At 73.7% G+C, this 22,165-nt stretch carries 19 protein-coding genes and 1 pseudogene; 2 read left to right on the top strand and 18 right to left on the bottom strand.

What is annotated here, in order from left to right; all coding sequences use genetic code 11:
* The 7 genes from uvrC to rpe are packed head-to-tail and all read right to left on the bottom strand — an operon-like array spanning position 1 to position 6,795.
* Positions 1-2,178, bottom strand: coding sequence for an excinuclease ABC subunit UvrC (gene uvrC, locus ISO16_RS02875; RefSeq protein ID WP_072635230.1), 2,178 nt, complete (start codon positions 2,176-2,178; stop codon positions 1-3).
* A 9-nt stretch (positions 2,179-2,187) separates the two neighbouring features.
* Complete coding sequence (locus tag ISO16_RS02870) at positions 2,188-2,661, bottom strand: PH domain-containing protein (RefSeq protein WP_083662509.1); 474 nt, start codon at positions 2,659-2,661, stop codon at positions 2,188-2,190.
* A complete protein-coding gene (ribH, locus tag ISO16_RS02865) occupies positions 2,658-3,140 on the bottom strand; it encodes a 6,7-dimethyl-8-ribityllumazine synthase (protein ID WP_006937682.1) in 483 nt (160 codons plus the stop codon). Before ribH ends, ISO16_RS02870 begins: the two co-directional genes overlap by 4 nt.
* A complete protein-coding gene (locus tag ISO16_RS02860; protein WP_006937680.1) occupies positions 3,141-4,391 on the bottom strand; it encodes a bifunctional 3,4-dihydroxy-2-butanone-4-phosphate synthase/GTP cyclohydrolase II in 1,251 nt (416 codons plus the stop codon).
* Positions 4,392-4,451: 60 nt separating this feature from the next.
* Positions 4,452-5,060 (bottom strand): riboflavin synthase, encoded by a 609-nt coding sequence (locus ISO16_RS02855; protein ID WP_006937678.1) that lies wholly within the window; start codon positions 5,058-5,060, stop codon positions 4,452-4,454.
* A gap of 11 nt (positions 5,061-5,071) precedes the next feature.
* Positions 5,072-6,088: a bifunctional diaminohydroxyphosphoribosylaminopyrimidine deaminase/5-amino-6-(5-phosphoribosylamino)uracil reductase RibD gene (gene ribD / locus ISO16_RS02850; RefSeq protein ID WP_072635319.1), complete on the bottom strand. Its 1,017-nt coding sequence runs from the start codon at positions 6,086-6,088 to the stop codon at positions 5,072-5,074.
* Positions 6,089-6,111: 23 nt separating this feature from the next.
* Positions 6,112-6,795, bottom strand: coding sequence for a ribulose-phosphate 3-epimerase (rpe, locus tag ISO16_RS02845; protein WP_029543611.1), 684 nt, complete (start codon positions 6,793-6,795; stop codon positions 6,112-6,114).
* Between the two features lie 173 nt (positions 6,796-6,968).
* On the opposite strand from rpe, the gene ppsA reads away from it, so the two are divergent.
* Positions 6,969-9,248, top strand: a complete 2,280-nt coding sequence (gene ppsA, locus ISO16_RS02840; protein ID WP_072635229.1) for a phosphoenolpyruvate synthase — start codon at positions 6,969-6,971, stop codon at positions 9,246-9,248.
* An 87-nt stretch (positions 9,249-9,335) separates the two neighbouring features.
* On the opposite strand, the gene ISO16_RS02835 is transcribed toward ppsA, so the two are convergent.
* From ISO16_RS02835 to fmt, 3 genes are all read right to left on the bottom strand, one after another.
* Complete coding sequence (locus tag ISO16_RS02835; RefSeq protein ID WP_006937670.1) at positions 9,336-10,265, bottom strand: 1-phosphofructokinase family hexose kinase; 930 nt, start codon at positions 10,263-10,265, stop codon at positions 9,336-9,338.
* Between the two features lie 91 nt (positions 10,266-10,356).
* Entirely contained in the window at positions 10,357-11,802 is a 1,446-nt protein-coding gene (locus tag ISO16_RS02830; RefSeq protein ID WP_072635228.1) for an RsmB/NOP family class I SAM-dependent RNA methyltransferase, read from the bottom strand.
* On the bottom strand, positions 11,799-12,722 hold the full coding sequence (gene fmt / locus ISO16_RS02825; protein ID WP_006937666.1) for a methionyl-tRNA formyltransferase: 924 nt from the start codon (positions 12,720-12,722) through the stop codon (positions 11,799-11,801). The genes ISO16_RS02830 and fmt overlap by 4 nt, the downstream gene beginning before the upstream one ends.
* Before the next feature lie 227 nt (positions 12,723-12,949).
* On the opposite strand from fmt, the pseudogene ISO16_RS28575 reads away from it, so the two are divergent.
* Positions 12,950-13,330: pseudogene (locus tag ISO16_RS28575) on the top strand (rhodanese-like domain-containing protein); the annotation flags it as partial.
* Here the strand turns inward: ISO16_RS28575 and ISO16_RS28880 are convergent.
* The 8 genes from ISO16_RS28880 to mihF all read right to left on the bottom strand — a co-directional run bounded on the left by ISO16_RS28880 (position 13,230) and on the right by mihF (position 21,778).
* Entirely contained in the window at positions 13,230-14,378 is a 1,149-nt protein-coding gene (locus ISO16_RS28880; RefSeq protein ID WP_029543608.1) for a phosphatase PAP2 family protein, read from the bottom strand. The pseudogene ISO16_RS28575 and the gene ISO16_RS28880 overlap by 101 nt on opposite strands.
* Positions 14,379-14,492: 114 nt before the next feature.
* The gene (locus ISO16_RS02815) at positions 14,493-15,470 is read right to left on the bottom strand and encodes an esterase/lipase family protein (protein WP_006937662.1); all 978 of its coding nucleotides are present in this window, start codon (positions 15,468-15,470) and stop codon (positions 14,493-14,495) included.
* A gap of 244 nt (positions 15,471-15,714) precedes the next feature.
* Positions 15,715-17,733, bottom strand: a complete 2,019-nt coding sequence (locus ISO16_RS02810) for a primosomal protein N' (RefSeq protein WP_072635226.1) — start codon at positions 17,731-17,733, stop codon at positions 15,715-15,717.
* 21 nt (positions 17,734-17,754) lie between these two features.
* Positions 17,755-18,969 carry a methionine adenosyltransferase gene (gene metK, locus ISO16_RS02805; RefSeq protein WP_006937654.1) on the bottom strand — a complete coding sequence of 405 codons (1,215 nt, stop codon included), beginning with the start codon at positions 18,967-18,969 and terminating at the stop codon, positions 17,755-17,757.
* A gap of 194 nt (positions 18,970-19,163) precedes the next feature.
* Entirely contained in the window at positions 19,164-20,447 is a 1,284-nt protein-coding gene (coaBC, locus tag ISO16_RS02800; RefSeq protein WP_006937650.1) for a bifunctional phosphopantothenoylcysteine decarboxylase/phosphopantothenate--cysteine ligase CoaBC, read from the bottom strand.
* Positions 20,444-20,746, bottom strand: coding sequence for a DNA-directed RNA polymerase subunit omega (rpoZ, locus tag ISO16_RS02795; RefSeq protein WP_003935406.1), 303 nt, complete (start codon positions 20,744-20,746; stop codon positions 20,444-20,446). Before rpoZ ends, coaBC begins: the two co-directional genes overlap by 4 nt.
* Positions 20,743-21,390 carry a guanylate kinase gene (gene gmk, locus ISO16_RS02790; protein ID WP_006937649.1) on the bottom strand — a complete coding sequence of 216 codons (648 nt, stop codon included), beginning with the start codon at positions 21,388-21,390 and terminating at the stop codon, positions 20,743-20,745. Before gmk ends, rpoZ begins: the two co-directional genes overlap by 4 nt.
* 67 nt (positions 21,391-21,457) lie before the next feature.
* A complete protein-coding gene (mihF, locus tag ISO16_RS02785) occupies positions 21,458-21,778 on the bottom strand; it encodes an integration host factor, actinobacterial type (RefSeq protein WP_003935409.1) in 321 nt (106 codons plus the stop codon).
* Positions 21,779-22,165: the final 387 nt, after the last annotated feature.

The following is a 22,165-nucleotide window of genomic DNA, read 5'->3' as shown; positions in this document are numbered from 1 at the left end:
TCACAGTTCCGACTCCGTTCGTCCGCCCGACACGCCGACGGTGCCATCATCACCCACCGGCGTGTCCGCCGCAGCCTCACCCGCCGGGGCCGGCGCGGTGTCCGGGACGTCGCCGCGCACGGCGTCGAGCACGGCGCGGGCGGTGGCGACGCCGATGCCGGGGACCGCGGTGATCTCCTCCACGGTCGCCTCCCGCAGCCGGGCCACCGACCCGAAGTGCGCGACGAGCGCGTTGCGGCGGGCCTGCCCGAGCCCGCGCACCCCGTCGAGCGCGGAAGCGGTCATGCGCCGGGACCGCTTGCTGCGGTGGTAGGTGATGGCGAAGCGGTGCGCCTCGTCCCGGACCCGCTGCAGCAGGTACAACGATTCGCTGGTGCGGGGCAGGATGACCGGGTCCTCCTCCCCCGGCACCCAGACCTCCTCGAGCCGCTTGGCCAGTCCGATCACCGCGACGTCGGTGATGCCGAGTTCGTCGAGCACCTCCGCCGCGGCGGCGACCTGCGGGGCACCGCCGTCGACGACGTACAGATTCGGCGGGTACGCGAAGCGGCGGGGCCGCCCGGTGGCCGGATCGAGCGCGGCCTCCGGGGCGAGGTCGCCGCCGTCACCGTCGCGGGCCGCGACCGGGTCACCGTCGCGGGCCGCGGCCGGGTCACCGTCGCGGGCCGCGGCCGGGTCACCGCCGGCCGCGGCGAGGTCCCGGTTGTGCCGCAGGAACCGGCGCCGGGTCACCTCGGCGATGGAGGCGACGTCGTCGGAGCGGCCGTCGCCGGCGGCCTCGCGGATGGCGTAGTGCCGGTAGTCCGCCTTGCGGGGCAGGCCGTCCTCGAACACCACCAGCGACGCGACGACGTCGGTGCCCTGCACGTGGCTGATGTCGACACACTCGATGCGCAGCGGCGCCGAGTCCAGGTCGAGGGCCTCCTGGATGCCCTGCAGGGCGGCCGAGCGGGCGGTGAAGTCGCCGGCGCGGCGCAGCTTGTGCTGGGTCAGGGCCTCGTGCGCGTTGCGCTGCACGGTCTCGGCGAGGGCTTTCTTGTCGCCGCGCTGCGGCACCCGCAGCCGCACCGGGCCGCCGCGCAGGGTGCCGAGCCAGCGGCTCATCTCCTCCGGCTCGGGCGGCAGGGCGGGCACGAGCACCTCGCGGGGCACGGCGCTGCCCGCCGGTTCGGCGCCGGCCGCCGACAGGGCGGCCTCCTCGCCGTAGAACTGGGTGAGGAACTGCTCGACCAGCAGCGACAGTTCCGTCTCGGCGGTGCCGGAGGCACCCGCCGCGTCCTCGGGCCGGTCCACCACGTCGCCGGACTTCTCCACCACCCAGCCCCGCTGGCCGCGCACGCGGCCGCCGCGCACGTGGAACACCTGCACGGCCACCTCGAGGTCGTCGCCGGCGAAGGCGACGAGGTCGGCGTCGGTGCCATCGCCGAGCACCACCGCCTGCTTCTCCAGGGCGCGGCGCAGCGCACCGAGGTCGTCGCGCAGCCGCGCGGCGGTCTCGAAGTCGAGGTCCTCGGCGGCGGCCTGCATGCGCTGTTCGAGGTCGCGGACCAGCTTGTCGGTGCGGCCGGCGAGGAAGTCGCAGAAGTCCTCGACGATGCGCCGGTGCCCGGCCGCGTCGACACGGCCCACGCACGGTGCCGAGCACTTGTCGATGTAGCCGAGCAGGCACGGGCGGCCGATCTGCGCGTGCCGCTTGAACACTCCGGCCGAGCAGGTGCGGGCCGGGAACACCCGCAGCAGCAGATCGAGGGTCTCGCGGATCGCCCAGGCGTGGGAGTAGGGACCGAAGTACCGCACGCCCCTGCGGCGCGGCCCGCGGTAGACGAACAGCCGTGGGTACTCCTCGTTCAACGTCACCGCGAGCATGGGGTAGGTCTTGTCGTCGCGGTAGCGGACGTTGAACCGGGGATCGAACTCCTTGATCCAGTTGTACTCGAGCTGCAGCGCCTCGACCTCGGTGCCCACGACCGTCCACTCGACGGACCCGGCGGTGGTCACCATCTGCCGGGTCCGCGGGTGCAGCGACGCGACGTCGGCGAAATACGAGTTCAGCCGCGACCGCAGGCTCTTGGCCTTGCCGACGTAGACGACGCGGCCGTGCGGATCGCGGAACTTGTACACCCCCGGCTCCACCGGGACGGTGCCGGGGGCAGGGCGGTAGGTCGAGGGGTCGGGCACGGGTCCAGGCTAGTCGGCCGAGCCGACACCCCCGCCGTACCGCTGTTCGAGCTCGCGGAACGCGGCCAGCGCCGCGACGGCGTGCTCCCCGTCGCGGGCCTGCACAGCGACGACGGGCACGTACTCGTCCTGCGGCAGCTCGAGCCGGGGCCACGGCTTGCCCTGGGGGAAGGTCATGCCCCGCACCTGGTCCCAGCCGAACGCCTTCTCACCGAGGACGTTGCGCACCACCACGCCGGACGCCCCGGCACGCAACCGGGGCCGGGTCAGCAGCAGCACACTGCCGGAGACGACGACGCCGACACAGACGATGGCGATCTGGTCGGCGACGCGCAGGTTCACGCCGGTGTCGCCGCCGGCGCGCAGCACGAGCGCGGCCCCGATGTGGCCGAGCATGAGCACGATCGCCGCGACGATCGCCCACCGGGACATCTTGCGGCTGCGGACCTCGAGGTCCCAGCGGGTGTCGGCGGCGGAGGTCACCGCGCGGCCCCGCGCAGCCGCCGCAGGGTCACGGCGGTGTCGAGGGCGGCAGCGCACGCCTGCCCGCCCTTGTCCTCGACGGAGCCGGGCAGTCCGGCCCGGTCGATCGCCTGCTGCTCGTCGTTCGTGGTGAGGACCCCGTTGCCAACGGGGGTGCCCTCGTCCAGCGCGATGCGGGTGAGCCCGTAGGTGACGGCGTCGCACACGTACTCGAAATGGGGGGTCCCGCCGCGGATCACGACGCCGAGGGCGACGACCGCGTCGTGGGTGCGGGCCAGCTGCTGGGCGACGACCGGCAGCTCGATCGCGCCGGCGACACGTTCGAGGGTGACGTCGGTGACGCCGGCCTGCTCGGCGACGCGCTGCGCCCCGGCGACGAGCGCCTCGGAGATCTCGGCGTGCCAGCGGCCGGCGACGATGGCCAGCCGCAGCCCGGCCGCCTCGGACAGCTGCAGCTCGGGCAGTCCTTCGCCGCTCATCTACGCGTCCCCCGCCTCGTAGTCGTCCAGGCCGATCAGGTCGTGACCCATGCGGTCCCGCTTGGTGCGCAGGTAGGTGATGTTCTCGGAGTTCGCGCGCAGCGGCATCGCCACCCGCTCGGTGATCTGCAGCCCGTAGCCGTCGAGGCCGACCCGCTTGGCGGGGTTGTTGGTCAGCAACCGCATCGACGAGATGCCCAGGTCCACGAGAATCTGCGCGCCGATGCCGTAGTCGCGGGCGTCGGCGGGCAGGCCGAGCTGCAGGTTCGCGTCCACGGTGTCCGAGCCGGAGTCCTGCAGCTGGTAGGCCTGCAGCTTGTGCATCAGGCCGATGCCGCGGCCCTCGTGCCCGCGCATGTACAGCACCACACCGCGGCCCTCCATGGCCACCATCTCGAGTGCGGCGTCGAGCTGCGGGCCGCAGTCGCACCGCAGCGAGCCGAACACGTCGCCGGTCAGGCACTCCGAGTGCACCCGCACGAGCACGTCGGCACCCTCACCGTCCGGGCCGGGGATGTCGCCGAGCACCAGCGCGACGTGCTCGACCTCGTCGTAGACGCTCTGGTAGCCGACGGCGGTGAAGTCGCCGTGCCGGGTGGGGATGCGGGCCTCGGCGATGCGCACGACGTGCTTTTCGTGCTTGCGGCGCCAGGCGATCAGGTCGGCGATGGAGATCAGGGCGAGCTTGTGCTCGTCGGCGAAGACCCGCAGTTCCTCGGTCTGAGCCATGTGGCCCTCGTCCTTCTGCGAGACGATCTCGCAGATCACGCCGGCCGGGCGCAGGTCGGCCATGCGGGCGAGGTCGACGGCGGCCTCGGTGTGGCCGGGCCGGCGCAGCACGCCGCCCTCCTTGGCGCGCAGCGGCACCACGTGCCCGGGGCGGGTGAAGTCCTGTGCGGTGCTGTTCGGATCGGCGAGCAGCCGCATCGTGGTGGCCCGGTCCGAGGCGGAGATGCCGGTGCCGATCCCTTCCCGCGCGTCGACGGTCACGGTGTAGGCGGTGCCGTGCTTGTCCTGGTTGGTCGAGTACATGGGGGGCAGGCCGAGGCGGTCGCAGTCCTCCCCGGCCAGCGGCACGCACAGGTACCCGGAGGTGTAGCGCACCATGAACGCCACCAGTTCGGGAGTGGCCTTCTCGGCTGCGAAGATGAGGTCGCCCTCGTTCTCGCGGTCCTCGTCGTCGACCACGACGACCGCCTTGCCGGCTGCGATATCGGCGATCGCGCGCTCGATGGTGTCGAACCTCGTCACTTGCGTGGGCTCCAAAATCTCGTGTACGGACAAACTGATTGCCGAGTTCAACAGTACGACTCAGCGGCCGGCGGCCTGCAGCCGCTCCACATACTTCGCGATGACGTCGACCTCGAGGTTGACGAGCGTGCCGGGGGCGGCGCTGCCCAGGGTGGTCAGCGACAGCGTGGTCGGGATCAGGGAGATCTCGAACCACTCGTCGCCGGGCTCGCCGCCGAGCGCGGAGACGGTCAGCGAGACCCCGTCCACCGTGATCGAGCCCTTGTGCACCACGTACCGGGACACGTCGGCAGGCAACGAGATCCGCACCACGGTCCAGTTCTCCGACGGGGTGCGCGAGAGCACGGTGCCGGTGCCGTCGACGTGGCCCTGGACCAGGTGCCCGCCGAGGCGGCTGTTCAGCGCGGCGGCCCGCTCGAGGTTGACGCGGCTGCCGGGACCGAGCTGCGACAGGCTCGAACGGTCGAGGGTCTCCTTCATCACATCGGCGGTGAAGGAGTCGCCGCCCGGGACGTCGACGACGGTCAGGCACACACCGTTGACGGCGATGGAGTCGCCGTGGCCGGCGTCGGAGGTCACGACGGGTCCGCGGACGGTGAACCGCGCCGCGTCGGCCAGGTCCTCCCGCGCGACGATCTCGCCCAGTTCCTCCACGATCCCGGTGAACACAGCTCGCTCCTTCACTCCCGGTCGGGGACCAGGGTCAGCAACACGTCGGCGCCGACGGTTTCGACGCGCTCCCGACGAAACCGTAGCGCCTCGGCGATCGTGCGCACGCCGGCGTCCCGCACTGCGGACGGTCCGGACCCGAGCAGCACCGGCGCGAGATAGGCCTGGATGCGGTCGACCCGGCCCGCGGCGAGGAACGCACCGGCCAGGCGCGGGCCGCCCTCGAGCAGCACGTCCACCCGGTCCGCGAGCGCGCCGAGCACCTCGTCCGGATCGTGGGTGCGCAGCACCAGGGTGGGCGCGGCATCATCGAGAACTCTTGCGGTCTTCGGGATCTCGCTCCTGCCGACGACCACGCGCAGGGGCTGGTGCGGGGCCAGCGAGCCGTCCGGCAGCCGGGCGGTCAACCACGGGTCGTCGGCGAGGACGGTGCCGGTGCCGACGACGATCGCGTCGAGCCGCGAGCGCTCGGCGTGCACGCGGGCGCGTGACTGCGGGCCGGAGATCCAGCGGCTGGTGCCGTCGGCGGCGGCGCTGCGCCCGTCCAGGCTCGCGGCGTACTTCCACGTCACGTGGGGCCGTCCCGTTTGCTGCCGGTGCAGCCAGGCACGCAGGGCTCCCGCCTCGGCGGGCTCGGCGCCGAACCCGCCGTGCACCCGCACGCCGCCGTCCCGCAGCGTCCGCGCACCCCCGGCCGCCGCCGGGTGGGGATCGGCCACCGCGTAGTAGACGGCGGCGACGCCGGCGCGCAGCAGGGCCTGCGCGCACGGACCGGTACGGCCGGTGTGATTGCACGGCTCCAGGGTCACGACGGCGGTGCCGCCGCGGGCCCGCTCCCCGGCCGCCTCGAGTGCGACGACCTCGGCGTGGGGGCCGCCCGGCGGCCGGGTCGCCCCGACCCCGGCGACCTGTCCCGCCGCGTCGAGGATCACCGCGCCGACGGGCGGGTTGGGGCTGGTGGTGCCGCGCACCGACTCCCCGGCGTCGAGCGCGAGGCGCAGTGCCGCCTCGAGCGGGGCACCGCTCACGGCCGCCTCGAGCGGTGCATCGGTCACGTGGCCAGGGTCAGGTGCGGGGAGGCGTGGGCGGCCCGCTCGCGCAGCTTGCGCACCGCCTCGCCCGGGTCGTCTGCCCCGTACACGGCCGACCCGGCGACGAAGCAGTCCACCCCGGCCTCGGCGGCCGCCTCGATGGTGTCGGCGTTGATGCCGCCGTCGATCTCGACGAGCAGGGTCAGCTCCCCGGCGTCGACGAGACGGCGGATCGCGCGGACCTTGTCGAGCACGTCGGGGATGAACGACTGGCCGCCGAAGCCGGGCTCGACGCTCATCACCAGCAGCGTGTCGAACTCCTTCAGGATCTCGAGATAGGGCTCGAGCGGGGTGCCGGGCTTGACGCTCAGGCCGGCCTTGGCGCCGGCGGCCCGGATGTCGCGGGCGACGGCGACGGGATTCTCGGTGGCCTCGACGTGGAAGGTGACATTGTGCGCGCCCGCCTCGGCGTAGGGCGGCGCCCAGCGGCCCGGGTCCTCGATCATCAGATGACAGTCGAGCGGGATGTCGGTTGCCTTCAGCAGCGACTGCACCACCGGCAGGCCGAGGGTCAGGTTCGGCACGAAGTGCGCGTCCATGACGTCGACGTGCAGCCAGTGCGCGTCGGCGACGGCGGCGGCCTCGTCGGCCAGGCGCGCGAAATCCGCGGAGAGGATGGAGGGGGCGATCATCGGGTGGGCCACGTCCACCGAGTTTAACGGTCCCGCCGGCGGGGCCCGCCGCGCGTCGCGGCGCCCGCCCGCCCGGAGACAGGTTTTCATGACTTTCGACCCCTGGTTCGACCCTCTGGGCGATGCTTGAGTGGACGGTGGCGGGCCCGGATCCGCTGGGCCCGAAGCGGCAGTGGGGAGCGACGATGGCCACGCACACGGTGTGGGTTCGACCGATCGGCGAGGTGGGTGCGGAGGATGCGCCGACCGTGGGGGGCAAGTCCGCCAACCTCGGGGAGATGACCCGGGCCGGGTTCCCCGTGCCGCCCGCCTTCGCGATCACCACCGCCGCCTATCTCGATTCGATGGCCGCCGCGGGGGTGCGCGACCGGCTGCGCGCCGAGGCCGTCCCGGCCTCCGACATCGACGACGCGACGCTGATCCGCACCTCCGCGGAACTGGCCGCGCTGGTGACCGGGGCCGCGGTGCCCGACGAGATCCGCGCCGACATCGTCGCCGCCTACGAGAAGCTGGGTGTGGACGTGCCGGTGGCGGTGCGGTCCTCCGCGCCCGCCGAGGACGCCGCGGACACCTCGTTCGCCGGGATCCACGAGTCGTACACCAACATCGCCGGCGCCGACGCGGTGGTGCGCGCCGTGCAGGCGTGCTGGGCGTCGTTGTGGTCGGAGCGGGCCCGGACCTACCGGGGCCTGCGCGGGGTGACCGACGAACCGTCCATCGCCGTCGTGGTGCAGGTGATGGTGCGCTCGGAGGCCTCGGGGGTGGCATTCACGGCCGACCCCCGCACCGGCGAGCTCGACCGCATCGTCGTCGAGGCCGCCCTCGGCCTCGGCGAGGTCGTCGTGGGCGGCCAGGTCGAGCCGGACACCTACGTCGTCGCCAAGGACGGCTTCGCCGTGCTCGACGTGCATCTCGGGCATCAGGAGTTCCAGATCGCCTCCACCGACACCGGCGACAGCCGCGTCGCGGTCGATTCGTCGCGGCAGACGCGGGTGCTCGACGAGGAGCAGCTCGAGAAGGTCGCGCGGCTCGCCGCGGGCGTCGAGCAGCACTACGGCCGGCCGCAGGACCTCGAGTTCGCGTTCGCCGAGGGCGAGCTGTGGATCGTGCAGACCCGCCCGATCACCACCCTGGGCATGCCCGGGGCCGCCGCGGCGTCCGGCAACGGGCAGGCGACACCGCTGCTGACCGGGCTCGGCGCCGGCCCCGGCCGGGCGACCGGACGGGTCCGGGTGCTGCAGGAACTGGTCGACGGCAAGCGCCTGACCGAGGGGGAGATTCTCGTGGCCCCGATGACGCGGCCCGACTGGCTGCCGATCCTGCGCCGCGCCGGGGGGATCGTCACCGACGGTGGCGGCATCACCTGTCACGCCGCGATCGTCGGCCGCGAACTCGGCAAGCCCGTCGTCGTCGGCGCCCGCACCGCGACGCAGGACCTGCGGGACGGCCAGGTGATCACGGTGGACGGCGATGCCGGCGTCGTGTTCGACGGGGAGGTCCGCGCCGACCGGCCGACCGCGGCGCAGACCGCCGCCCCGGCGGCCGCGGCCCCCTCCCCGACCGTCACCGCGACGGCCGTGTACGTCAATCTCGCCACCCCCGACGCCGCGCAGGCCGTCGCCGCCACCGACGTCGACGGGGTGGGGCTGCTGCGGGCGGAGTTCATGATCACCGAGGCGCTCGCCGGGGAGCATCCCGCCTACATGATCGCGCAGGGCCGGCGCGAGGAGTACGTGTCGAAGATGGCCGAGGGCGTCGCGCGGATCGCGGCGGCCTTCGCCCCGCGGCCGGTGGTGTACCGCGCAATCGACCTGCGCAGCAACGAGTTCGCGAACCTGAAGGGGGGCGAGGTGGAGCCGGACGAGGAGAACCCGATGATCGGGTACCGCGGCTGCTTCCGCTACGTGCGCGATCCCGAGCTGTTCTCGCTCGACCTCGACGTCCTGCACCGCGTGCGCGCGCAGCACCCCAACGTGCACCTGATGATCCCGTTCGTGCGCACCCGGTGGGAGCTGAGGGAGTGCCTGGCCCAGCTCGACGCGCATCCGCTCGGCACGGATCGCCGGATGCTGCGCTGGATCATGGCCGAGGTGCCGTCGGTGGTGTACTGGCTGCCCGAGTACGCGAAGCTCGGCATCCACGGCGTGTCGATCGGCAGCAACGACCTGACCCAGCTCGTGCTCGGCGTCGACCGCGACTCCGAGGTGTGCAAGGACCTGTTCGACACGCTCGACCCGGCGGTGCTGGACGCGATCGACCACATCATCGAGCGGGCGTCGGCGGCCGGCCTGACCACGTCGCTGTGCGGGCAGGCCGTCTCCACCAGCACGGAACTGGCCGAGCATCTCGTGCGCCGGGGCATCACGTCGGTGTCGGTGACGCCGGACGCGGCGGCGCAGACCCGGCGCACGGTGGCGCAGGCCGAGCAACGGATCGTCCTGGACCGTGCACGGCACGAGCACTGACCGCGTCGTGCGCTCCGAGCGAGCGGACCATGCCGTCGGCCGCTCGGGACCGCCCTGACGGGGGGAACGATCCGGTCGCTCGGGGCGTCACCGCTGCCGCGCGAGGACGTCGAACCGCTCGACGTCGTCGCGGCGGCAGACCTGGCTGCCCGGGGTGAGCAGGGCCGCCGAGCCCGCCGCGATGCCGAGCGCCAGGGCGTCGCGCAGCGAGCGGCCCCGCAGCAGGCCCACGACCAGCCCGGCGACCATGCTGTCGCCGGCGCCCACGGCGCTGCGCACGGGCACGTCCAGGGCCTTCAGCCGGGCGGTGGTGTCGGCGGAGACGAGCAGCGCCCCCTCCGGCCCGAGGGACACCACCACGACCTCGGCGACGCCGGCGTCGACGAGTTCGTGGGCGGCCGCGGCCTGTTCGTGCGGGGTGCGCAGTTCCCGCCCCACCCATTCGCGCAGCTCCCGCAGGCTCGGCTTGACCAGGTGCACGCCCGACTTGATGCGGCGCAGTGCGTCCCCCGACGAGTCGAGGACGAAGCGCGCACCGGCGTCGGTGGCGGCGTCGGCCACGCGCTGGACGAACTCGCCCGGCACGCCCGGCGGAAGGCTGCCGCTGGCGACGACGTACCGTGCGCCGGTGGCGGTCTCGACGAGCAGGTCCAGGCACCGTTCCTGGTCCTCCACGCTCAGCTCCGGGCCGGGCAGCACGAACCGGTACTCGTGGCCGGTGCTGCGTTCGATCGCCGTGAACGACTCGCGGGTCATGCCGTCGATGTCGATGCGCCGGCTGTCGACACCCCCGGCGGCCAGCAGCGCCGAGAGCGTATCCCCGGTCGGACCGCCGGCCGGATACACCGCCCCGGCCGACACGCCGAGCACCCCGGCGACCTTCGCGACGTTGATCCCGCCTCCCCCGGCCTCGAGCCGCGGCGCCTCGCAGCGCAGTTTGCTGGTGGGCCGCACCTCGGCGGTGTAGGTGGTCACGTCGAGCGCCGGGTTCATGGTCAGGGTGACGATGTCGGGCACGACGTGCCTCCTGCAGGGAGCGGCCGGGTTGCGTCCGACCGTATCCGAGCGCGGACCGATTCTTCCGGCGTTCGCGCCACAGGCTCGCGGATCAGCCCGCCGGTGTACGCAGCGCGGCCATGAACATCGCGTCGGTGCCGTGCCGGTGCGGCCACAGTTGCACGGACGGGCCGTCGCCGAGACGCGGCACGCCGGGCACGAGCTCGCGCGTGTCGAGCTGCTCGACCTGGTGCCGACGGACGGCGTCGGCGACGACGGCGAGGGTCTCGGAGGTGTGTGGGGAGCACGTCGCGTACACCACCACGCCGCCGGGCCGCAGCAGGCCGATCGCCGAGGCGAGGAGCTGTTTCTGCAGCCGCACCAGCTCGGCGACGTCGCCGGGGCTGCGACGCCACCGCGATTCGGGCCGGCGCCGCAGGGCGCCCAGCCCGGTGCACGGCGCGTCGACGAGGATGCGGTCGTAGCCGGACCCGAGGCCGGGATCGCGACCGTCGGCGACGTGCACCGTGACCGGGAGGCCGCGGGTGGCCTTGCGGATCAGCTCGGCGCGGTGCTCGACCGGCTCGACTGCGTCGACGGTGAAGCCGTCGATGTCCGCGAGCGCGCCGAGCAGGGCGGCCTTGCCGCCGGGACCGGCGCACAGGTCCAGCCACCGGCCGTGGTCGGGTCCGTCGAGCGGGGCGAGCGTGAGCGCCCGCGCCACCAGCTGGCTGCCCTCGTCCTGCACGCCGGCCATGCCCTCGCGCACGGGGTCGAGCTTGCCGGGGTCGCCGCCGCCGTCGAGATGCACGGCGTAGGGCGACCAGGGGCCGATCTCCCCGCCGGTGGCCAGCGCGAGCTCCTCCGCGGTGATCACCCCCGGACGAGCCACCAGGTGCACCACCGGCCGGGCATCGTCCGCCGCGAGCACCTCCTCGAGCTCCCCGGCGTCGGGACCGAGCGCGACCGCGAAGGCCTTCGCGATCCACTCCGGATGCGCATACCGGAATGCCAGGTGTCCCACGGGGTCACGAGCCGGGTCGGGGGCGAGCTCGACGATCCACTGTTCCTCGGGCTTCTCCGCGACGCGCCGCAGCACCGCATTGACGAATCCGGACTTGCCGTGGCCGAATTCGCTGCGGACGATGTCGACGCTCGTCGCGACGGCCGCGTGCGGGGCGATGCGGGTGCGCAGCAGCTGGTACGTGCCCAGCCGCAGGGTGTCCAGCAGCGCCCCGTCGATCTCGGTGACGGGCCGGTTGGCGCACGCGGCGATCACGGCGTCGAGCAGACCCTGGGCGCGGGCGGCGCCGTACGTCAGCTCGGTGGCCAGGGCGGCGTCGCGACCGTCGAGACGCCGCTCCCGCAGCAGCGCCGGCAGCACCAGGTTGGCGTAGGCGTCGCGCTCCCGGACCGCGCGCAGCACGTCGCGGGCGGCGAGACGGGCCTGGTCGAGGCCGGCCTCCGCGGGGGACGGCCGGCGGGCCTGCCGAGGCTTGTTGTTGCGGTCGCCGGGTCCGCGGCGCGAGCGGCGGGCGGGGCGTCGGGACTCGGTCACTGGGCGCGTACCTCCGGGTCGAGCCGGGCGCCGCGAACCCAGTCCGCGGCCGCCATCGTCTTCTTGCCGGGCGGCTGGACCTGCCCGAGCCGCACGGCAGTGCTGCCGGTGCCGACGAGGACACCGTCCTTGCGGGCCAGGATCTGCCCGGGCGCGAGGGTCTCCTCGGTGCCGGTCACGGGCCCGAGCTTGACGCGCAGGTCGCCGATCATCGTCCAGGCACCGGGTGCGGGCGTGACCGAACGGATGTGGCGGTCCACGAGGTGTGCGGGCCGGTCCCAGCTCACGCGGGCCGACTCGACCGTGACCTTGGGGGCGTGCGAGACGCCGTCCGTGGGCTGCGGCACGGCCGTGAGCACCCCGTCCTCGAGACCGTCGAGAGTCGATTCGAGGAGCGCGGCACCGGAATCGGCGAGCCGGGCGAGCAGATCCCCCGCCGTGTCGGCGGGCCGGATCGTCTCGGTGACCACCCCGTAGACCGGGCCGGTGTCCAGGCCCTCCTCGAGCCGGAACGTGCTCGCGCCGGTCACCTCGTCCCCCGCGGCGAGCGCGGCCTGCACGGGCGCGGCGCCGCGCCACGCGGGCAGCAGCGAGAAGTGCAGATTCACCCAGCCGAACTTCGGGATGTCGAGCACCGGTTGCGGGATGAGCGCGCCGTAGGCGACGACCGGGCAGCAGTCGGGGGCGAGTTCGGTCAGCCGGGCCACGAAGTCGGGGTCGCGCGGCCGCTCCGGGGTGAGGACCTCGATGCCGTGGTCGTCGGCGAGCCGCCCCACGGCCGAGCGGACGACACGCCGCCCGCGGCCGGCGGTGGTGTCGGGCCGGGTCACCACCGCGACCACCTCGTGGCGCGGCGAGTCGAGCAGGCGGCGCAGCGACGGTACGGCCGGTTCGGGGGTCCCGGCGAACACCAGCCGCACGTCAGCGGCCCGTCCGCGCGCGAGGAGCGAGGCCCCGGCCCCGGGAGGCGGACTGCGCTGGGCCGACCGAACTGTTCACGAATGCTGCTCCCGGATCTCGACGACGAATGGTGCCCTCAGTCTAGGGACCGGGCCTGCGGGCGGTGACAGCCGTCCGCGAACCCGAGGGGTCGGGCCGGACGTGACGAATCCCGGCAACCGCCGTGCAGCGTCGATAGGCTGAGCCGATGGCAGAGACGCGAGAACGGATGGCACGGTCCCCCCGTGTGCGCTCGGCGGACCCCGCGGGCGTGCCCTGGCCGGCGGCGCAGGAGCAGGACGTGGTCCTGGTGGACACCACGTGGGGCGAGCTGCAGCCGCTGCAGTGCGCGCCCGGGGTGGTGACCGTCGGTGAGCTGGAACTGACGGAGCTGGTCGCGAACGGAGCCGTGCTCGTCGACACCCGTGTCCCGGACTCGCGCAAGGGCAGGTCCATTCCCGGCGCGGTCAACCTGCCGCACGGCCGGATCACGGAGCTGCGGGACCGGCTCGATCCGTCCCGGGTGTCGATCCTGTTCTGCAACGGCCCGCAGTGCCCGCAGTCCCCGATGGCGATCCGGGAGCTGCTCGAGGCGGGATATCCGGCGTCCTCGCTGGCGTACTACCGCGGTGGCCTGCACGACTGGGTGACGTTGGCGATGCCGCTCGAGCAGGTGGACTGATCTGCGGGGCGAGCCGCGCTCCGCGGCGCGCCTCCCAGGCCCGGGCGGCCAGCGCGGCGAAACCGACGTAGCCCCAGCCGAGCAGCACATCGACCACGTAGTGTTCGCCTCCGTAGACGAGCGTGAAGGCCATGGCGAGCGGGAACGCCACCAGCAGCGCCCGCATCCAGCCGCGCCGCGCGATCGGCCACAGGGCGACCGCCACGAGCAGCGCGAACGCCGAGTGCAGCGACGGCAGCGCGGCGACCGGGTTGCCCTGCGCCTCCAGCCATCGGGTGCCGACGTCGATCGGCACCACCCCGAAACCGAAGCCGGTGACCCGCCCGACGCCGTCCGGCAGCACGCCCACCTCGGAGGCGTACCACGGTGGGGCCGCCGGCACGAGGATGTAGGTGATCAGTCCGAAGTACGACAGGAGCAGCACCCGTCGCATGTACCCGGCCCAGCGTGACCGCGAGTACAGGTACAGCAGGGCCGCGAGCAACCACGGCACGAGAAAATGGCTGGTGTAGACGACGGCGGTGATCATGGTCCAGCCGGGCCGCTCCCCGTCCGCGCCGAGCAGGCGTTCCTGCAGCCACACCGTCGGGACCGTGCCGCCGAACAGCCAGCTCTCCACGGCGACCGGTTCGTGTACCCGCACGGGCAGGCCGAGTTCGTCGGCGATGCCGCGGGTGTGGTCGTAGACCACGAGCGCCGCGACCAGGGGCAGCCAGTCGACGACGACGCGCACGTGCCCGCGCCACGGCCGGTCGATCGCGAAGGCGATCAGCCCGGCGACGATCCAGGCCGCCTGGTACACCCGGTCGGCGGGGATGCCCATCGTGACGACGGTGCCGATCAGCGCAGCGAGGTACACGCACCGCGCGGCCACCCGGAGGTACTGGCGCGGCGACACCAGCTGCGGCGCCCGCATCACCGCGAGAGCGCGTCCCGGAAGCGAGGGGGGGTTCACCGCTACCTCCCTTCGGCGCGCTGTCCCGGGCGCCGGTGACCGTCGTCCGCAGGGGCTCGTGCCGCCCGCATACCCATGATCGGGGCACCGGGCACGCCCCGGGGGCGGATCGGGTCAGGAGTTGCTCTCGATGATCAGTTCGGGGATGCCCGTGCCGAGCGGCACCGGGACGCACTCGCCGAGGGCGTACCGCTCGGGGGCGAGCGCGTGCCGGATCACGGTGAGCGAGAACGGGTCGTACACCATGTTGAAGTGCCCGGTCTGATCCGGTGGGCACAGGTCCTGGATCATCAGGTTGACCGCCCCGGGTCCGCGCAGCGCCACGTTGGTGGACGGCTGGATGACCTCGTCGACGCGGGATCCGATGGTGGTGTAGCGGACGCCGGGAACGGTGTCGACCGGGGTGTTGAGTTCGGTGAGCAGTTCCGAACCCTGCAGTTGCTGCGCGAGGGCCACCGAGAAGAAGTCCTCGACCGCGTCGGTGGCGCCGGGAGCGGCCACTGCCGCGGTGCCGAGCCCGTAGAAGGTGCCACCGTAGCTCGGCGAGGCCACGCCCACCCAGCGGTCCACGACGGCCGATCCGCCGAGGCGGTTGACGTAGTACCGCGCGACGGTGGCGCCCTGCGAGTAGCCGAGGAGATCGACCTTGTCGGCGCCGGTGTCGGCGCGCACACGCTCGACGAACCCGCCGAGCTGCGCGGCGCTGACCCGGATGTCCCCGGTGCCGTAGTCGTCGGCACCGTCGGCCTTTCCGTAGTCGAGAGCGAAGACGCACCAGCCGGCGTCGGCGAGCATCGGGGCGACCGCGGCCCAGTCCGAGTAGGAGTTGGAGTCGGTGCCGTGGGCGAGGACCACCGGCCGCGGATGGTCCGGTGCGGGCACGCACCCGAAGTCGTTCGACCGCGCCGGCGCCGCCCCGGGGTGGTCTTCGGCGTAGCCGGCGGCCTGGGCATGCGTGGTGGCGACGGGGCCCGGGGTGACGGGCACGAACGCTGTCGATCCCGAGGGCGCGGCGCCCGCGCCGGTGACGGACACGGCGGCCACGGCCGCCGCACCGGCCAGCGCTGCAACGATCCTGCGTGTGCCGTTCACGGCCCCTCCCTTCCGGTCCGCCCGTGCCGGTCCGCACCGTCCGCCACTGGTTCGGTTCACCAGGATCGACCCTGCCCCTGTGATTTATCGTGACACAGTCACCCTCTCGCGGCATGCCGTCTTTCTGCAGGTGGCGGGCGGTTCTGCCGTCCTGTCGCACGGCAGGGTCCTCGCCCTCTCGGGGCACCCGGCCGGGCGGGACACAGCCGGCGCGCACCGTCCCGGCCGGGAGAGACGACGGCCGTCACCCGATGCGCAGCGGATCGATCTGCACCCGCAGCGCGCCCTCACCACGGCGGGCACTGCGGGCGGCCTGCGCCTCGCGCAACGCCCGGCCGAGGGCGAGGCCCCGACCGCGCGGCACTCGGATCACCATGCGCTGCACCTCGTCCGGCTCGGGATCGTCGGCCCCGAACGGTAACCGCTCCCCCGGCGGCAACGGCACCGGACCGAGCACCTCCGCCTCCGGCGGCAGCGTCGCGGCGGCCAGCAGGTCGGCGACCGCGGCCGCGGTGCCGTCGACCGCGGCCATGTGCACCGCGGGCGGGAAACCGACCTCGGCGCGCTCGGCGAGCTGGGACTGCGCGTGCCCGATCGGGTCCCACCGCACCAGCGCCTGCACGGTGGGAATGCCGGAGTCGGCCACGACGACGACCTGGCCGCCGTCGGCGAAGGGCCGCACCAGCGACGACGCGGTGAGCCAGCGGCGCATCGTCTCCTCGGCGGCCCGCAGGTCCGCGCGGCCGAGCAGCGCCCACCCGTCGAGCAGCAGCGCCGCGCCGTACCCGCCGGCGGTGACGGGCTCGGCACCCACGGTGGCGACGACGAGCGCAGGCCCCTCCGGGGCGGTGGCCTTGACCTCCGCCCCGCCGGAGGTGACCACCGGGACACCGGGAAAGGCCCGGCCGAGTTCCTCCGCGGTGCGCCCGGCGCCGACCACGACGGCGCGCAGCGCGCGGGCGCCGCACGCGTGGCAACGATGGGTGGCGTCGGTGATGCCGCACCACCGGCAGGCGGGCGTCGCGGCGCCGTCCGGGCCGGCCGCCTGCGGCAACGCGAGCGGGCCGTTGCAGTGCCGGCAGCGGGCCGGGGTCCGGCACTTGGCGCACGCCAGCGCGGGCACGTAGCCGCGGCGTGGCACCTGCACCAGCACCCCCCGGTCGGCCTTCAGGGCGGCGCGGGCGGCGGCGAACGCGATGGCCGGCAGGCGGGCGGCGCGGGCGGCGGGATCGCGTGCGAGCGCCTGGTCGCTGTCGGCGAGCGCAGTGATCTTCGGAGCGCAGGCCCGGACGACGTCGCGGGGCGCGGAGAGGTCGTGAGCCCACCCTGCGTCGACGAGGGCCTGGGTCTCGGCGGTGCGGGCGTGCCCGGCCAGGACGACGGCGGCGCCGGCGGCGTGGGCCCGCAGCAGCGCCACCTCCCGCGCGTGCGGGTACGGCGCGCGCGGCTCGGAGTGCAGGTCGTCGCCGTCGTCCCACACCACGATCAGCCCGAGGGCCGGGGTGGGGGCGAACACCGCGGCCCGGGTCCCGACGACGATGCGGGCGGTGCCGCGCAACGCGGCGAGCCAGCGCCGGTAGCGCACGGCCGGACCGAGCCCTGCGGCGAGCCCGACGACGCAGTCGGCGCCGGCGAGGTCGGTGCAGGTCGCCACGACCCGGTCGAGGTCGCGCTGATCGGGTACCACGAGCACCGCGGCGTGCCCGGTGGCGGCGACCGACGCGGCGAGTTCGGCCAGGCGGCGGGGCCAGTCCTCCCCCGGCAGCGCCTGCCAGGCCGCGCGGGGGGTGCGGCCGGCGGCGAGGGCGTCGAGGAAGTTCTCGCCGTGCCGGTACCGGGCCCAGGCGGCCCGGTCGACCTCCGGCGCGGCGGGCGGTGCAGCGGGCGGCGGGTCCTCCGCCTCGACCCGCGCGTGCCGCGGCGGCACCGCCAGCCGCAGCACGTCGGCGCGGGTGCCGGCGTAGCGGGCGGCGACCGCGTCGGCGAGGGCGGCGATCTCCGGGGTCAGCACGACTTCCGGGGAGACGATCCGGTCGAGCCAGCCGAGCCGGCCGGTGTGCTCGCTGCTCGGGGCCCGGGCCAGCAGGAAGCCGTCGACGAGCCGGCCGGCGAACCGGACGCGCACCCGCACGCCCACCCGCGCCTCGGCATCGAGCTCACGCGGGATCAGATAGTCGAACTCGCGGTCGAGATGCGGCAGCGGCAGCAGCGGCAGGATCCGCGCCACCGGATCCGTCTCGGCGGCGGTCCTGTCGGTGGCCACCCGGACCCCTGACGGGGCGGGTTACAGACCGGCGGCGGCGCGCAGCTTCTCGGCCCGGTCGGTGTTCTCCCACGGCAGGTCGATGTCGGTGCGGCCGAAGTGCCCGTACGCGGCGGTCTGCGCGTAGATCGGACGCAGCAGGTCCAGGTCCCGGATGATCGCGCCGGGCCGCAGATCGAACACCTCGGTGATCGCCTGCTGGATCCGCGCCGGGTCGGTCTTCTCGGTGCCGAAGGTCTCGACGAACAGCCCCACCGGGGCGGCCTTGCCGATCGCGTACGCCACCTGCACCTCGAGCCGGCCGGCCAGGCCCGCTGCCACGGCGGTCTTGGCCACCCAGCGCATCGCGTAGGCCGCCGAGCGGTCCACCTTCGACGGGTCCTTGCCCGAGAACGCGCCGCCACCGTGACGGGCCATGCCGCCGTAGGTGTCGACGATGATCTTGCGGCCGGTCAGGCCCGCATCGCCCATCGGGCCGCCGAGCACGAACGACCCGGACGGGTTCACCAGCAGCCGCACCTCGGCGGTGTCGAGCCCGGCCAGGCTCGGATCCGCCAGCACCGCCTCGACGACGTGGGTGCGCAGATCCGGGGTGAGCAGGTTGTTCAGGTCGATGTCCGCCGCGTGCTGGGTGGAGATCACCACCGTGTCCAGCCGCACCGGCCGGTCACCGTCGTACTCGATGGTGACCTGGGTCTTGCCGTCCGGCCGCAGGTACGGCAGCACCCCGGTCTTGCGGACCTCGGTGAGCCGGCGCGAGAGCCGGTGGGCCAGCGCGATGGGCAGCGGCATCAGTTCCGGGGTGTCCGAGCAGGCGTAGCCGAACATCAGGCCCTGGTCGCCGGCGCCCTGCAGCGCCACCTCGTCGTCGGTGAGCACCCCGGAACGCGCCTCGTGCGAGACGTCGACGCCGCCGGCGATCTCCGGGGACTGCGCGCCGATAGCGATGTTCACCCCGCAGGAGTTGCCGTCGAAACCCTTCGAGGACGAGTCGTACCCGATCTCGAGGACCCGGTCGCGCACGATCTTCGGGATGTCCGCGTACGCCGAGGTGGTGACCTCGCCGACCACGTGCACCTGCCCCGTGGTCACGAGGGTCTCGACCGCGACACGGGCGCGAGGGTCTTCGGTGAGCAGCGCGTCGAGGACGGAGTCGCTGATCGCGTCACAGATCTTGTCCGGGTGCCCCTCCGTCACGGACTCACTGGTGAAAAGCCGACCGCCGGTCTTGCTCACGGAACTCCCTCTCGACTGGTTGTGTCTAGCTCGAACGAACGAACTGATGTCAACGATATGGGCGACGCTACTGTTCCGGTCGCGCCGGCGCGAGACTTTCGCTCACGGGCGCGCCGCCCCGGGGGTCACGGGCGCGCCGCCCCGGGGGTCACGGGCGCGCCGCCCCGGGGGTCACGGGCGCGCCGCCCCGGGGGTCACGGACGTTCCGGCGCCAGCAGCGGCCGCAGTGCGTCGAGGACACGACTGGCCATCAGCGCCTTGGAGCCGTGCGCGAGGGCGGTCTCGGAACCGTCCGCGGCCAGCAACCAGCCGTCGTTGTGGTCGACCTCGAACGCCTTCCCGTCGCCGACGGCGTTCACGACCAGCAGGTCGCAGCCCTTGCGGGCCAGCTTGGCGCGGGCGTGGGTGAGGACGTCGCCCTCGGCGTCGCCCGTTTCGGCGGCGAAGCCGACGATGACGGTGCTGGCCGGCAGCGTGCCCTCGGTGCGGGCGGTCACCAGCCCGGCGAGGATGTCCTCGTTCTTGGTCAGCGCGATCGCGTCCGGCTCACCCCGGCCCTTCTTGATCTTGCTGGTGGCGAAGGTGGTGGGCCGGAAGTCGGCGACGGCCGCGGACATGACGACCGCATCGGCGCCGGCGGCGTGCTTGGTGACCGCGGCCTGCATCTGGGCGGCGGTCTGCACCCGCACCACGTCCACCGCGGCGGGGTCGGCCAGGCCGGCCACGGCCCCGGCGACGAGGGTGACGTCGGCGCCGCGCTGGGCGGCCAGCCGGGCGAGGGCGTAGCCCTGCTTGCCGGAGCTGCGGTTGCCGAGGAACCGGACCGGGTCCAGCGGTTCGCGGGTGCCGCCGGCGGAGACGACGATGCGCCGGCCGGTCAGGTCCCGCGGCAACGCGTCGGGCCGTTCGAGCAGCAGCGACGCCAGGCCGAAGATCTCGTCGGGCTCGGGCAGCCGGCCGGCGCCGGTGTCGTGCCCGGTGAGCCGGCCGGAGGCGGGCTCGACGACGACGACGCCGCGACGGCGCAGGGTGGCGACGTTGTCCACCGTCGCGGGGTGTTCCCACATCTCGGTGTGCATCGCCGGCGCGAACACGACCGGGCACCGCGCGGTGAGCAGCGTGGCGGTGAGCAGGTCGTCGGCGCGGCCGTGGGCGGCGCGGGCCATCAGGTCGGCGGTGGCGGGGGCGACGACGACGAGGTCGGCCTCCTGCCCGAGCCGCACGTGCGGCACCTGCGGCACGTCGGCGAACACGCCGGTGTGCACGGGGTTGCCGGACAGGGCCTCGAAGGTGGCGCGGCCGACGAACTCGAGCGCCGAGTCGGTCGGGATGACCCGTACGTGGTGTCCGCTCTCGGTGAAGGCGCGGATCAGCGCACAGGCCTTGTACGCGGCGATGCCGCCGCCGACGCCGATGACGACGCGGCGGCGCTGCCCGAATTCCGAGTGGTCCGCGGTGCCCGCGGCGCGCTGGCTCACTCGCCTTCGGCGTGCTCGAGCAGGTCTGCGTGGATCTCCCGCAGCGCGATCGACAGCGGCTTCTCCTGCAGGCCCGGCTCGACGAGCGGGCCGACGTACTCGAGAATGCCGTCGCCGAGCTGGTTGTAGTAGTCGTTGATCTGCCGGGCGCGCTTGGCCGCGTAGATCACCAGCGCGTACTTCGAGGAGGTGCGCTCGAGCAGCTCGTCGATGGGCGGGTTGGTGATGCCCAGCGGGGTGTCGTAGGCCGGCAGGTCGTGCCCGGCGGTGTCGGACACGGCTGCTTGGGTGCTGCTCACTCGGTATTCTCCTGTGTCGTTCCGGAGCTCTGGCGGGGTCCGGGGTTCGGGGTCGAGGCCGGGGATGTGGTGATCGGCCGCGGACGGTCGGCGGGATCGTCGCGGGGACCGACCAACAAGGATACCAATTCGTCGCAGGCGCGGTCGACGTCCTCGTTCACGATCACCGTGTCGAACTCGTCGCGCGCGTCGAGTTCGGTCCGGGCGGTCTCGAGCCGGCGGCGGACGACCTCGTCCGATTCGGTGCCACGGCCGGTGAGTCGGGCGACCAGCACATCCCAGCTCGGCGGCGCCAGGAAGGCCAGCACGGCCTCCGGCATGGCGGCGCGCACGGACCGGGCGCCGGTGAGGTCCACCTCGACGAGCACGGGGCGTCCCGAGGCGAGCGCGTCCCGCACGGGCCCCGCGGGAGTGCCCGAGCGTTGCAGACCGCCGTGGATCTCGGCCCACTCGAGCAGGTCCCCGGACTCGATCATCCGATCGAAGTCGTCGCGGCTGACGAAGTGATAGTCCACCCCGTTCACCTCGCCGGGCCGGGGATCGCGGGTGGTGGCCGACACGCTGAACAGCAGGTCGGGCACCCGGCTGCGGAGCCGGCGGACAACGGTCGACTTCCCGACGGCGGAGGGGCCGGCCAGCACCACCAGCCGGCCCCTCCGCGTCGTGGAACCGCTGTCCGACACGGTGTGTGCGTCAGCTACCACCGGTCGCTCAGGCGTCGAAGTCGAACCTGGCGAGCAGCGCCTTGCGCTGACGGTCGCCCAGGCCGCGCAGGCGACGCGTCGGGGCGATCTCGAGCTCGGTCATGATTTCCTGCGCCTTGACCTTGCCCACCTTCGGCAGGGCCTCGAGCAGGGCGGACACCTTCATCTTGCCGAGGATCTCGTCGTTCTCGGCATCGGCCAGGACCTGCTTGAGGTCGGTGCCGCCGCGCTTCAGGCGGTCCTTGAGCTCAGCCCGGGCGCGACGGGCAGCAGCCGCCTTCTCCAGAGCAGCGGCGCGCTGCTCGTCGGTCAGCTGGGGAAGGGCCACGGTTCCTCCGTCTCATCGTTGGCAAACAGTCTCATCCGCCGGTTAACCAGCGGCGATAGCGACCGTACTCACGCCGGACGACGATTGCGAACCCACCCCCCGCCGTTTCGGCTCGAAAACACGTGCGGTAGTGCGCCCTGATCGCCGTCCCCGGCCCGGTCCGGCGGGGCCCCGCGGGCACCGTCCACCACCTCGGCGAACACGGCATCACCGCAGGTAGAGGCGCTGCGCATGGCGTGGCGGGCCGGTGCGGGCGTCCGCCTGCGAGGCGACGCCGACGCCGGCTCGTCCCGGCCGGAAACGGATCGGAAAAATTTCCGCGCGCGAGCGTGTCGGGGCGCTCCCACCTGCATCGGAACGGACATTCGGCCCGGATCCGGGAATCGG

Origin of the sequence: Rhodococcus sp. M8, assembly GCF_015654185.1 — a bacterium.
Classification (GTDB): domain Bacteria; phylum Actinomycetota; class Actinomycetes; order Mycobacteriales; family Mycobacteriaceae; genus Rhodococcus; species Rhodococcus aetherivorans.
This window is presented reverse-complemented; position numbering and strand designations above follow the sequence as displayed.

Excerpts from the sequence above, each read along its gene's own strand:
- ribH (WP_006937682.1), bottom strand. The coding sequence starts at position 3,140 with ATGAGCGGCGAAGGACTGCCCGAGCTGCAGCTGTCCGAGGCGGCCGGG.
- ppsA (WP_072635229.1), top strand. The coding sequence starts at position 6,969 with ATGGCCACGCACACGGTGTGGGTTCGACCGATCGGCGAGGTGGGTGCG.